This window comes from Candidatus Obscuribacterales bacterium (genome assembly GCA_019744775.1).
Classification (GTDB): Bacteria; Cyanobacteriota; Vampirovibrionia; order Obscuribacterales; family Obscuribacteraceae; genus SBAT01.
The window spans coordinates 102,314-115,259 of record JAIETZ010000001.1 but is presented as its reverse complement, the minus strand read 5'-3'; the positions used below and the strand labels follow the sequence as shown (position 1 = coordinate 115,259).

Annotated in this window: 9 protein-coding genes; 4 read left to right on the top strand and 5 right to left on the bottom strand. The window is 47.2% G+C overall.

The genetic code is table 11. The annotated features are described in order from the left end of the window. Positions 1–143: 143 nt before the first annotated feature. A complete protein-coding gene (gene mnmA, locus K2Y22_00465) occupies positions 144–1,277 on the bottom strand; it encodes a tRNA 2-thiouridine(34) synthase MnmA (GenBank protein MBX9876906.1) in 1,134 nt (377 codons plus the stop codon). Positions 1,278–1,352: 75 nt separating this feature from the next. Continuing rightward, positions 1,353–2,672 (bottom strand): tetratricopeptide repeat protein, encoded by a 1,320-nt coding sequence (locus tag K2Y22_00460; GenBank protein MBX9876905.1) that lies wholly within the window; start codon positions 2,670–2,672, stop codon positions 1,353–1,355. 244 nt (positions 2,673–2,916) lie between these two features. Here K2Y22_00460 and mfd point away from each other — a divergent pair, with 244 nt between their 5' ends. Together mfd and K2Y22_00450 are read left to right on the top strand one after the other, a co-directional pair. Further along, positions 2,917–6,477 carry a transcription-repair coupling factor gene (gene mfd / locus K2Y22_00455; protein ID MBX9876904.1) on the top strand — a complete coding sequence of 1,187 codons (3,561 nt, stop codon included), beginning with the start codon at positions 2,917–2,919 and terminating at the stop codon, positions 6,475–6,477. A 30-nt stretch (positions 6,478–6,507) separates the two neighbouring features. Next, a complete protein-coding gene (locus K2Y22_00450; protein ID MBX9876903.1) occupies positions 6,508–7,932 on the top strand; it encodes a peptidylprolyl isomerase in 1,425 nt (474 codons plus the stop codon). Between the two features lie 8 nt (positions 7,933–7,940). Here K2Y22_00450 and K2Y22_00445 read toward each other — a convergent pair whose 3' ends face one another. From K2Y22_00445 to K2Y22_00435, 3 genes are read right to left on the bottom strand one after another with little or no spacing between them, the layout of a single operon-like run. Then, complete coding sequence (locus K2Y22_00445; protein MBX9876902.1) at positions 7,941–8,435, bottom strand: thioredoxin fold domain-containing protein; 495 nt, start codon at positions 8,433–8,435, stop codon at positions 7,941–7,943. Positions 8,436–8,486: 51 nt separating this feature from the next. Beyond that, positions 8,487–9,536 (bottom strand): dipeptide epimerase, encoded by a 1,050-nt coding sequence (locus K2Y22_00440; protein ID MBX9876901.1) that lies wholly within the window; start codon positions 9,534–9,536, stop codon positions 8,487–8,489. Further along, positions 9,533–10,618: a DUF1611 domain-containing protein gene (locus tag K2Y22_00435; protein ID MBX9876900.1), complete on the bottom strand. Its 1,086-nt coding sequence runs from the start codon at positions 10,616–10,618 to the stop codon at positions 9,533–9,535. The genes K2Y22_00440 and K2Y22_00435 overlap by 4 nt, the downstream gene beginning before the upstream one ends. Positions 10,619–10,819: 201 nt before the next feature. On the opposite strand from K2Y22_00435, the gene K2Y22_00430 reads away from it, so the two are divergent. Continuing rightward, a complete protein-coding gene (locus K2Y22_00430) occupies positions 10,820–11,686 on the top strand; it encodes a nucleotide exchange factor GrpE (GenBank protein MBX9876899.1) in 867 nt (288 codons plus the stop codon). A gap of 21 nt (positions 11,687–11,707) precedes the next feature. Beyond that, a complete protein-coding gene (gene dnaJ, locus K2Y22_00425; protein MBX9876898.1) occupies positions 11,708–12,946 on the top strand; it encodes a molecular chaperone DnaJ in 1,239 nt (412 codons plus the stop codon).

Genomic DNA, 12,946 nt, shown 5'->3' with positions numbered 1-12,946 from the left:
GCCTAAATCCCATCCGCACTTGCAGCCTCAAAAACCGACCCTAATTCGATTATATCGGCTTAATAACGCGCGAGCAACTTTACAACCGCGTGATCTAATCCACGGATTCTTAGTCGTTGTAGGGGCGCATTGTATGCGCCCGGTTAGTCTATCCAACCGCCGCCCAATACATAGGTATCGCTCAAATCGTAAATGCCTAAAACCTGCCCTGGCGTGACTGCCGGCTGAGGTTCGGCAAAGATTACCCGGACTTGCGAAGAAGTCAAGGGGTGAACTGTTGCTTTGACGGTTGGGCTGTTGTAGCGAATCTTCACTAGAGCTTCAATTGGTTCATCTGGTGACTTGCCTATCCAGTTAACTTTGGAGGCAGTCAGCTCTGAGTCCAAAAGGCATTCTTTTGGACCGACAAAAACTGTTTTATTGGCTGGGTCCACTTTGGTCACATAAAGAGGATCAGGTGACGAGATACCCAAGCCGCGTCGTTGTCCTATCGTGTAATTGTGCGTGCCTTTGTGTTCACCCAGTTTGGCTCCGCTTACTGCGTGAATGATTGGACCAGGAGACTCGGGCAGGAAATTGCTCAGATATTCTTGAATGGTGGAATTTACCGGGATGAAACAAAGATCCTGGCTATCAGGGCGATTTGCCGAGGCTAAACCATATCCTTGGGCAATTTTGCGGATCTCTTCCTTTGTATATTCGCCCAAAGGTAGAAGAGTACTCGCCAATTGTTCAGGGGTTAATTCCCACAATACATAAGACTGATCTTTGCTTGGATCTTTGGCGCGAGCAAGGGCTGCACCTGATTCAGTCTCGACAATTCTTGCGTAATGTCCTGTCGCTATGTAATCTGCTCCCAGAATTTTTTTGCCGTAGTTGTATAAGGCTCCCCATTTAATTACTGTGTTGCAGACACTGCAGGGAAGAGGTGTCCTTCCTTCGGCATAAGACTTAGGGAATTCATCTAGAATTTGGGACTTAAACAATTCGCGCAAGTCGACTGCGTGGTGTTCGACACCAATTTGCTCGCAAACACGAGCAGCATCAATCATGCCTGTGTCGCAGCAGCGACTGCCGGACTTAATAAGCCAGCCGGTCATTCCCACTACGTCGTAGCCTGCCTGTTGCAGCAAAAGTGCCGTTGCTGAAGAATCGACGCCGCCGGACATACAGACAGCTACCCGCTTTTTGCCGGGCGCAGGCTTGGACGGCTGCTTTGTTTTAGCAACCTGGCAGTATTCTTCGAGAACTTGGGCTATTTCGGGATTTGTGTCCATGCTGTTGTCCCCGCCAGATTAGCGGGAGGTTATCAAGGGAAATATCATAACACGGACACAGGCGGCTAAACGGCTTCATTGAGATTCAATAATCTGAATTTCCTGCCTGGCCGAGGCGGCATTGAGACCGTGGGGCGCCTTTTTCAGGTAAGCCTCGTAGTGCTTAATTGCCTCACTGTAGACGCCTGCTTGTTGAAGAGCGAGACCGAGATTGTAATGCACCACAGGTGGTGCGCCAACCGCCAATGCCGTTTCGTATTCTTTAATTGCCGCTTGCAGATTGTTTTCGTGTTTATACATCACACCCAGTAAATTATGGGCAAGGGCGTGCTTCCCGTTTGATTCGGCAATCGCCTTTTGAAAAGCTGCTTTAGCACCGGCTTTGTTGCCGTCATAGAGACGCGCTTGTCCCAGGTTGAAGTTTGCTTGTGCCTTATTGCCGTGCCCTGCAGCAATTGCTCGTTCAAATGTCTGGGCGGCATCCTTGAACAAATGTTGGCGAAAGAGAGCGATGCCCAAATTGTTTAAGGCTATTGTCTTTTGTCTTTCGGGCAACGGCGAAGCGGCTTTGAGAGACTCTTCTGCTTTGTCCCACTGTCCCTGACGAATATGTCCTGTACCTTTTTCCAAATTTCCGTAGGCAACTTCTACCTGATTGAGTTTGTCTACCAATTGCTTTGTGCTTTCAGCAAATTCCGGATTTTTCTCGTACTTCAAAGATTCATTTGCTGCTTCACGCGCGGCAGTGAAATTGCCTGTGGCGCGATGAATTAGTGCCAGATTGTAATAAGCGTCAGCGCATTGTCCGTCTATTTTCAACGCTTGTCGAATTGCTGCCAATGCATCCGGGTATTTGCCTTCGTCGTATAGAGCCAAGGCAAGATTGTTGTATGCGTCAAGAAAATCGGGTCTGTTCTTAATAGCCAATCGATAGTTGGCGATAGCCTCAGTATTATTGCCTTTTGATCTCTGAGCATTGGCTAGATTAGTCAAAATTTCCGGATCATTGTTATGACAGATTTTCAGTGCTTGTTCGTAAAACACGATAGCTTCGTCGTATTTGGACTGATGATAAAGAACGTTAGCCAAGTTATTTAAACTGGGCACATTCAATGGATCAAGTTTGAGCGCCGCACGGAATTCGGTAGCCGCTCTGTCCAGGGTACCATCTCTTAAAAAACAGCGTCCTATGCCGTCGTGGGCTTCAGGGCAATTTGGATTTGCCTTAAGAGCATCTTCAAAATCCTGGCGAGCAGCGCCTATCTTGCCTTGGCGCAACAGAGCGTCCCCTTCGTTTAGAAAACGGGCTACTTCCGGTGAATATTCGCCAGCCCATACCGAACAATATGAGCTGGAAACTATGAGACTTAAAACTAGTAAGGAAGCCCTATTCACGGCTCTATCTTAACAGCTTGCTTAACAGCTGTGGAAGAGGGTGATGGGCTGTGCTAGGATCATAAGATCCCGATTTTTCGGGGCTAAACCAATAATACCTACCGGCTCGGTCTATCCGAGGTGGGGGATTTGTGTCCTTTAATTCCAACTGATGACAGAAAGCCTTCTATCTAACTCACTCAGGCAACGTTTTACTGATTCCAGCCAGTATGCGCGACTAATTGCGCGCACTGCTAGAAAGGCGATGGCGGAACTGACAATTACCGGTTTAACTGATTCTGCGAAGTCTTTGGTTCTGGCGCTTTTGCACAACCAGATTAAGCGTCCGTTCTTTTTAGTGACATCAGACAACCATGAAGCGGCTCGCTACTATCAAGAATTAAGTAACTTTAGCCGATATCCTGTCTACTTCTATCCGGCGTCGGAAATTTCGCCTTATGAACAAGTAGCCAGCAGCCCGGATACTACAGCTCAACAGATGGAAGTGTTGCAGCACTTGTTGCGCAGTGAAGATAAAACATCATTTGTTGTATTGCCTGCCAGAGCACTTATGCAGAGAGTGCTTGATAAGGACACTTTGTCCAGAGAAACACTTTCTCTAAATGTTGGATTGAGCATTGAGTCTCAGAAATTAGCCGAACATTTAGTGAAGCTTGGCTATACCAGAGAGCATCTGGTTAGTGTTCGTGGTGAATTTAGCGTTCGTGGCGACATCGTAGATATTTTTCCGTCATTTGGATCGCCTGTAAGAATTGAGTTGTTTGGTGACGAAGTTGAATCAATTCGTACATTCAATGTTGAAAGCCAACGTTCGCATGATGAATTGCAATCAGTACTGGTACCGCCGCGCTGGTGGGTTGTTTTGTCCGACAATGAAAATATTGCAGCTGTTTTGCGAAAGGCAGTCGACAAGGCCGGCGAGACTTTGTCTGACGAAGCGTTCGATACTTTGCGTACTGTAGTTGAAAACGACGTATTGGCCATTGAAGCTGGACAATACACGGAAGGCACTGAATACTACGCGCCTTTTATCCATGAACATTTTGCTACTATCCTCGATTATGTTCCTGAAGATGCGCTTGTCTTTACCGATGAATGGGAAACTGTTTCTCAGTCGTTGTTGAGCTATGAACAAAAGCTTGAAGATGCGCTTGATGAGGGACTTGCCGCCGGCAGATTATTGCCGTTGCCGCGTTTGTTGCATCCTAAGGTCAATGAGATAGTAGAGACTTTCAAGGCTCAGCAAAGAGCCTTCATAAGTTCGATGCCGACATTTGGTGAAGATGGTGAACAAGTTGACTCGGTTAATTTTGCTTGTCACGGCATTGAGCGTTTCAACGGGCAGATTCCGCAGTTTGTAGAAAAGGTGCGTCATTGGCGCCGTGAGGGATATCGCGTAATTGTCACTTCCGATCAAGCTCAGCGGGTGCTTGGTTTATTGAAAGAGTGGGATTGTCCTGCCTCTTACGTGGCCGGTCATGATTTAAGCCATGACGGCAAGAGTGCTTTTGAATCCGGTGACGGCAACGGCAAATTAGAAGCGCCACAAGAGCCTAAAGTAGATTCGTTAGGCACTCCCTATGTTGTTGACCAAAATGAAGTGTGGGTAACACGACAAGGCTTTGTTGGTGCGTTTCGTTTAGACGATGTAAAAATTGTCTCTGTAACAGAAGCAGAGTTGTTTGGCGTCAAGAGAAAACCAACAACCTATAGACGGCCGGTTGCCGACAAAACTCATGAACGTTTTTACTCAGTCACTGACTTAAAAGTCGGCGATTTTGTGGTGCATGCTAAGCAGGGCATAGGCGAGTTTGTCGGCATTGAAAGAGTTTCTCTCGATGGACAAGAGCGTGAGTTTCTCTCTATTCAATACGCTGGTGACGACAGACTTTATGTGCCTGTTGATCAAGTCAACTTGCTTTCCCGTTATCGTGGAGCAGGCGGCGTTGCGCCTCGTTTATCGAGAATGGGTGGTGCCGAGTGGGAATCAACCAAGAGACGCGTTAAGCGTTCAATTAAGCAGGTTGCTGAGGACTTGACCAACCTGTATGCGGTACGCGCCAAGCAAGAAGGCTTCGCTTGCCCGCCGGATACGCCCTGGCAGTATGAAATGGAAGAAGCATTTCCATTTGAGGAAACACCTGATCAATGGCAAGCAATTGTCGACAGTAAAAAGGATCTCGAATCCAACAAACCAATGGATCGCCTGATCTGTGGAGATGTCGGCTTCGGCAAGACAGAAGTTGCCGTTCGGGCAATCTTCAAGATGGTAATGTCCGGCAAGCAAGCGGCAGTGCTTGTGCCGACGACAATTCTGGCGCAACAACACTTCAATACTCTTGTAGAAAGATTTGCGGCTTATCCAATAAAGGTTGGTTTGCTCAGCCGATTCCGCACGGCAAAAGAACAGCGTGAAGTAATTCAGCGCCTGGCTGTCGGTGAGTGCGATGTGGTTGTCGGCACACATAGACTGTTGCAAAAAGATATTGCTTTCAAAGATCTCGGTCTTGTGGTCATCGATGAAGAACAGCGTTTTGGTGTTGCCCACAAAGAAAAGCTCAAGCATTTGCGCGTCATGGTTGATGTCTTGACCATGTCGGCAACGCCAATTCCAAGAACTCTGTATATGGCCCTATCCGGTGCGCGCGATATGTCGCTCATTCACACGCCACCTGTAAATAGAGCGCCGATTAAGACATTTGTCGGTGAATACAAACCGGCATTATTGCGCACTGCTATTCTTCACGAATTGGAAAGAGGCGGGCAGGTCTATGTTGTCCACAATAGAGTTGAGACAATTGAAAATGTTGCACTGGAAGTTAAAGAACTTGTTCCGGAAGCACGAATTGCTATTGGTCATGGACAAATGAATGAGCGCGATCTGGAGGCGGTGATGCTTGATTTTTACGCGCATCAAACGGACATTCTTGTTTGTACGACAATTATTGAATCCGGATTGGATATTCCTAACGTCAATACAATCATCGTTGATGAAGCCGACAAACTAGGACTGGCGCAGATGTACCAGTTGCGTGGACGTGTCGGCAGATCAGATGTACAGGCTTATGCTTATTGTCTTTTCAGAGGGAACAAAGTACTTTCCGAAACTGCTCAAAGCAGATTGAAAGCTATTCGTGAGCTGACCCATTTAGGATCCGGTTATCAAATTGCCTTGCGAGACATGGAAATTCGCGGTGTGGGAAATATCCTCGGCGCTGAGCAACATGGTCACATGGTGGCAATCGGTTTCGATTTGTATTGCAAGATGCTTGAAGAGTCGGTTGCTGAATTGAAGGGCGAAGAAACCGCAGGCGATCTGGATACTCAAATTGATATCAACGTCACAGCCTTTATTCCGGAATCGTACATGGCTGATGCTGACCAAAAGATTATTGAGTACAAGCGTCTGGCCGACGTGAAATCTGAGCGTGAGCTCGTCATACTCACTGAAGAATGGCGAGATAGATTTGGTGCATTGCCTGTTGAAACGCAACAGCTGGTAGCAGTTGTCAGGCTTCGTCTCAAGGCAAGCAAGGCTAATGTAAGTTCAGTCAAACCTGATCCTATGGGTTCGGGCTCGCGTCTGGCTGTTGATTTCCGCTTGCAAGCATGGCTGGCAATTCAAAATCGCTTGCCCAAGCACCTGGCAACGCGCACCACTTATAAACCTGGTTCGGCAGGTGGTCATGGTTCTTCGCCATATATTTTGGTCCGCACACAAGATATGACGCCTGCTGAACAGCTGGATTTGCTAGAAGAACTATTAAGTGCTATGGTTGGGCATAGTTCGCCGTCTGCGGCGTAAATGCCGGATTTACTACTCTAGGATACTGGAATGAAACGACACGTAGCTTTGCTTGCCATTTCTCTTTGTTTGGTCTCCTTGACCAGTTGCTCGAAAGCCCCTGAGAAAACAGCTAAACCTGTTGAGGAAAAGAAAGCGGCAGCGACTGCGACTCCCAAATTGGATCTGGCAAAGATGTCCGGCACGACACTTATCTGCAAAGTAGCTGGTTCGCCAATTACTGTGGACGATTATCGCCGTGGATTTAAGTTGGAAGAGATTCAGTTGCAAGCGGCAGTCTCGTCCAATCCACAGATGCGCGCGGGCTTGCTTGAGAGCGCCAAGAAGAATGGATTGACTCTTACAGAGGGCGAAAAGACAAGACTTATTTCTCTTGCTCGTCAGAATAAAGCAGCTGATGCAAAATCGTTTGAGCGTTATTTGCGCGAAAACAAACTAACGCAAGCTGATTTCGATAAACAAATTCTTGATGTGGGTTTGGCATTCAAAGCTGCTGAAATAGTTTTGCAGCAAACATTTTTCAATGAGTTGGTCAATCGTCAGATGCTTTATGATGCAGGGCGTAATGCCGGATTAGTGCGCAAGGCGAATAATCAATTCAGCCAGTTTAAGAAAACGCCGAATTACAATCAAATTGCGCAATTGACGGGCTTTACGAAAGACGAATTGAACAAAGAACTTCTCAAGCAAGAAGTGATTACCTTGTACATCGATCGCTTGCGTCAGAAAGCGCCAGTAAGCAACGATGAGATTCGTGAGCTCTACAACAAGAATCTAAAAGTGTTTCAAATGCCTGAGCGCATTCGCTTGAGTGAAATTATTATTCCGGCCCCGATGCAGGACAATGGTCCTATCATGAGCCTGAAGACACAAGTGAAGCGTGCGCAGCCGACTTGGACGGAAGCTCAAGTCGAGCAAGGTGCGGCGCAAGTGCTTCAGCAGCAAAAGTCTAAGGCGGAGACGGTAATGGTGCAGGCAAAATCCGGCGCAAGTTTTGCCCAGTTGGCCAATGCAAATGATCCCCGTGCGCAAAAGACACGTTCAGGTGGTGACATTGGCTATCGTCAAAAGTCACAGTTGCCGAAAGAAATCGCCGACATCCTCTGGAAAATGAAAGCCGGAGAAGTAATGCCGCAGATGTTGCAAGATCCTATTGGTTTTCACATCATGAAGGTTACAGGTCACGAACCGGCAGGACCGGCACCAATGGCTGATGTGCGCGAATACTTGAAAGCAAATATCGTCATGGCAAAAGGTGGCGAATACGTAACCAAATGGTTGGAAGATCAGCGCAAGACAGCAAAAATTGAATTTGCACCTGAGTTCCAGGCACTACTTGCTGATCAGACGAAATTAGGCGCGCTGCCACCGGGTGCAAAGCCTGGCGAAACGTCAACAGTTGCACCGACTGGTCCAATCCCTGCCACAGAGCAGGCAGTGCCAAATCCGCAATAGAAACTTCCTTACTGTTGTACTTCTGTCAGCGACTGCTTGAGAAAGTCTATCGTGGCATATTTACCTGGATAGCCGACAATCGAACGCATTTGATCTTTGCTTTTGCCTTGCACGATAAGTGTGGGAAATCCTGTGATGCCGAATTTGTTCTGCATATCTTTGACTGATTGCGGAGCAAAACCATCTGGTTCCATTACTTGCACCGGCGTGAAGTTGTTATTGATGAAAGTGGCGGTTTCCGCATCACCGAAGACATCATTTGCTAGCCTCTTGCATGGTCCGCACCAAACTGCCGAGAAATCATACAAAACTGGCTTTACCGGTGTGCCGGACATTTTTGCAAAAGTCTCCGGAGTCTGCCATTGCACTAAGTCCTTGCCCTCAGTCTGCATGTGTCCCATTTCTGGTCCATGACCTGAGTCGCCAAATATTTGGATGACTACCCCGATTACCCCGACAATGATGCAGAGTATGCCTATGATAAGAGCCGGTTTTTTAGACATGTTTTTCCTTTACAGCAAAATGTTTGTTTGTAGGGGTGGTGCATGCGCCTTTTAGCGAGGAATTACACCAAGTCCGGGTCTGTCGGATAGTTTCAGGTAACCATCGCAATACTCAGCTCCTAGATAAGGATCGTGAGCCAACAAGAGTGCACCATCGAGATCGAGATAATCAACAAGTCCGGCAAGTTGAGCCGCTGCTGTTACACCAATTGATGATTCGATCATGCAACCAAACATGATTTGCATTGAATGAGCGCGTGCCGTATGGATAACTTTCAGCGCTTCTAAAAGACCGCCTGTTTTGGCCAATTTCACAACTACGCCATCGATTGCACCGGCAAAGCGAGCAACATCATTGGCGCGGCAAATACTCTCGTCTGAAAAGATTGGAACAGGCGAGTTTTCGCGCACTAGGCGAAACTCTTCAACAGGCGCGTACTTGGGTAGTGGTTGTTCAATGAACTGGATATTGTGCTCGGCAAGAAAATGCGACATGTGAATAGCTTGTTTTACCGTCCAGGCACCATTGGCGTCTACTCGTAACGGTAAATTGGGCGCCAACTTGCGTACGCGCTTGATTATCTCTTTGTCGTAATCAGTGCCTTGTTTAACTTTGAGCATTTTATAGCCCGCTTCAACGGCTTCGGCTGTTTTCTTTTCCACAACATCCAAGCTGTCGATTCCAATTGTGAAATCAGTCATCGGTGCTTTCAATTGGGAAAGTCCAAGCATCTTATATATAGGCTGTCCGGCTATCTTGCCGGCTAGATCATGCATGGCCATTTCTACAGCTGCTTTAGCTGAAGCATTGCCGGCGATTGATTTATCCAGACGCTGAGCAATGTCGGCAATAGCAAACGGATCATTGCCTAAGATATCTGCGTCTTGCCAGGTTTTTAAAACAGCATTGACAGTTGCCAGACTCTCATTGTGGTACGAGACGGGAGCTGCTTCACCTAGACCTTCGAATTCCTGCCAGCGCAAACGAACGAGAATATTTTCTGTTGTTTTGGATGTTCCATAAGAAATACCAAATGGATGAGCTGTTTCCAAAATCAGTGGTTCGAATTTAAGTTCTATGCTTGAAACCATAGTCTTCACGATACTTTCTCCCGGTGTTTTAGGATAGCGTCTAATAGTTTGTCCGATCCAAATCGCACAGGATCAGTTGTAGGCAAGCCAGTTTCCTTTTCTGCATCCTCAATTGCCTTAGCAGCTGCTTTGTCGTCCATGCCGTATGTGTTTAAGGCAATGCCGACAACTTTTGATGGTCGCATGCAGGCAGCCATTTGTTCATAAAGTGGTATCAGTTTGGATAGACTCCACAACTTGAATCCTGCAGTGTCTTCTGAGCGTGTTGGTTTGTGGCAGAGAATCATTGCTTTTGGGCAACTTCCATGCAAAAGCGAAAGCGTCACGCCGGAAAAACTGGCGTTTACTATTGAGCCTTGACCTTCAACGAAAACAAATTCGTTGTCTTTGCCGGCTTCAACAACCAATTCCTCAATGGCTCCAGCCATGAAATCGCCGATTACGCGATCAAGAGGAATTCCCCAGCCATGAATCATTATGCCTGTTTGTCCTGTAGCTACAAATTGCGATTTATAGCCGCGAGTCTTTGCTAAGGCATCGAGCTCTAGAGAAACAGTCATTTTGCCTGTTGAGCAATCAGAGCCGACGGTTAATACCGTCATTGCTTTTGTGTTTATAGCTTTGCCTGTTCCAATTGGCAAATTTTCCGGCGGACGTCGCACATCTATAAGGTTGCGGCCGTTTTCTCTTGCTACTTTGGCAATTTCTTCGTCATCGGATAAAAAGTCATGCAGTCCGTTTATTACATCCATGCCGGACTTCAGTGCTTCCATGATGTCGGCGCGCCATTCTGAGGGCAATCTGCCACCCGACCAGGCAACACCTATTAGAAGAGCATCGGGTTTGTAGGCAAGTGATTCTTTGACGGAGCTGACTATTGGTACTTGTGAATCGGATATCCAGGTGATATCCCCCACTTTTTTACCGGCTTCTTTGCTGTCGATTACCGCCACGACAGGATTTTTGGCATAGCGCAGGACGCCTTCGGCTGTCTTCGCCTTGCCTTTAGTTAGTTCGCCTTGGGCGTATATAACCAGGCGGGCAGTTTGGCTGTAATAGGTTTGGACATGCCTGGACTCAACACTTAACATATTCTAATGTTCCTCTCGGACGTATGCTGGACAAGCCTTCCACTATGCCTTGGCAGGCACTGGTGAGCTATCGAGTGATTGTTTACAAGTGTTTCTCACCTAATTAATTAGAAGTACAAAGCTGGTAAAAGATAAAGCTAGGGAAAAATACTGCTAATCGGACATAAAATTATAGATGAAACGGAGGCAAGTTGGCGTTCGATGACCGATACCAACAAAAATCAAGAGCTACCTGAAGAAGAGTCTTCCGCACCGATGGAAGATTCGGCTCAAGAATCACCCTCCGCTGGCGGTTCGCGCATGAACGACGCGAAAGCCTTTTTCCGAGCATTAAATGCCGGAGTTGAGTCAAACCCCTCGGAGATGGAAATGAAGACAGCCGAATCTGGAATGCACGCTGCTACTGCTTGCCCAAGTTGCGAGCAACTGGCCACTGAAGTGCAGCACTTGCGTGAAAAGCTAAGCGAAACCGATACTCACTACAAGCGTATGGCTGCCGATTTTGAAAATTACAGACGCCGTTCGGATAGAGATCGTCATGAATTGGAAACCATGGGCGTCAAGAAAATGGTTGAGGCATTAATGCCGGCTTTGGATGATGTCGATCGCGCGCAGATGAGTCTTAATGATTCCATGCCTGCCGATAAGATTTTGGATAGCTTGAAAGTTGTCTTCAATAGCTTGGGTCGTTGTTTGGATCAAGCAGGCATTAAGGCCATGGAGCCTGTTGGTCAGCCTTTTGATCCACGCTTGCATGAGCCAGTTCAACAAATTGAAACCACAGAATTTCCTGACGGTTATGTGATGCAGGAACTTCGTCGTGGCTATGTTCTGGGCGATAAGGTAGTCAGACCGGCTTTGGTTAACGTAGCAAGTAACAGGGCAAGTGCTGAAGAACAGCAAGCACGCCAATTGGCTGAATTGCAAGAACAGCAAAATGCGTCTTCGGAAGAACCTTCGGATGAGTTGAGAGACAGTGGTGTTTACAGTCTGGATGAAGCAGATGCATCTTCTGAACAGGCCGTTAATGACTATTTAGAAAAACTCGACGACACAAGCTCAACATAATTGCGGTAATCTATGGCTATCATGACCAATCGTGACCTGTACGAAATTCTCGGCGTGTCTAAGAACGCAAGCTCTGATCAAATCAAGAAAGCGTTCCGCAACAAAGCCAGACACCTCCATCCGGACAACATGGATAGTGGGGACGAAGCTGCCTTCAAGGAGCTTGCTGCTGCTTACGAAGTTTTGTCGGACGATAATAAGCGTTCTCTTTATGATCGTTATGGACATGAAGGATTGTCCGGCGGTATGGGTGGCTTTGATGGCGTCGACTTAGGGGCATTTGCCGACCTGAGCGAAATATTCAGCCAGTTTTTTGGCGGCACCGCTCGCGGCGGCAGAAGGAGTACTGTTGAACGCGGCTCGGATTTAAAAGTCGAACTGCATCTGGACTTTTTGGAAGCTGTTTTTGGCGTCAAGAAAACAATTACGATAAAGCGCCTGGAAAATTGCACGGCTTGCTCAGGCACAGGAGCCGCGGCAGGACATACACCTGTTAAATGTGTTACTTGTGCAGGCGTTGGTCAAATAAGACAAGCGACATCGACATTTTTGGGACAGTTCACGCAAATTATTACCTGTCCAAATTGCCAGGGCGAAGGCATGCGCGTTGAGAAGCCTTGTACCGGATGCAAGGGCCGAGCACAAGTACGCAAGTCTTGCGAAATTGAATTGAATATTCCAGCTGGTATTGATAGTGGTTTGCGCTTACGCGTACCAAATGCCGGTGACTTTGGCAAACGTAATGGACCACCTGGTGATGTCTATGTTGTTGTCAGCGTAGAGGAACATCAAGACTTTATTCGCGAAGGTACAACAATTCATGTGCGCCAGCCGGTAAGCTTTTCACAAGCTGCCCTCGGTTGTGAAATACTGGTGCCCAGTGTGGAAGGTGCTAAGACACTCAAGATAGCTGCCGGAACTCAAACAGGCACGGTGCTTGTTATGAAGGAACTCGGCGTGCCGAATCTGAATAGCCCAACCGTTAGAGGTGATCAGTTGGTGCATGTAATTGTAGAAACACCGACTAAGCTTTCTGCAGTTGAGAGACGACTTTTAGAACAACTTGCCGAGCTGCGTGGTGACAAATTGAATCTTGAGAAAGAAGAAAAGGCACCTATGCCAGAAAAGAGTGAAGCTCCTAAGCAAAAGAGCTTCAAAAATAAAAAACAGAAGGACCCTTCTATAATAGATAAACTGGCTGATGTTTTCCGCACGAGGGATGATTCAGACAGTGGTTCTGAAAAAAGAAGTTCGGAATAA